The organism is Actinotalea ferrariae CF5-4 (assembly GCF_000603945.1).
In the GTDB taxonomy this organism is placed as follows: domain Bacteria; phylum Actinomycetota; class Actinomycetes; order Actinomycetales; family Cellulomonadaceae; genus Actinotalea; species Actinotalea ferrariae.
This window is the reverse complement of record NZ_AXCW01000401.1, coordinates 1-272: the sequence shown is the minus strand read 5'-3', so window position 1 is coordinate 272 and position 272 is coordinate 1. Positions and strand designations below refer to the sequence as shown.

1 protein-coding gene is annotated in these 272 nt (G+C 80.9%); it reads right to left on the bottom strand.

What is annotated here, in order from left to right; translation table 11 throughout:
• A partial coding sequence (locus tag N866_RS21675; RefSeq protein ID WP_034229390.1) for a hypothetical protein occupies positions 1–272 on the bottom strand: 272 nt, incomplete at both ends.

Genomic DNA, 272 nt, shown 5'->3' with positions numbered 1-272 from the left:
CGACGACGCGCACGCGTCCGCCGTCCACGCGCACCGGACGCACCCGACGCCGTACGGGGACGCCGGCGGGGTCGACGACCTCGATCCAGACGTCCCGGCCCGCGCCCGCGGCCTCGCGCAGCAGGTCGAGCCCGAGGACGGGGTCCACCGTGTGGAGCGGCGCGGGGGCTGCGGCGTCGTCGGCCTGCGGGCCCTCCGGCCGCTCCGACTCGCGGCGGTCGGCGGCGAGCAGGTCCCGGACCACGCGCTGCAGGCGACGGTCGCGCGCGGCG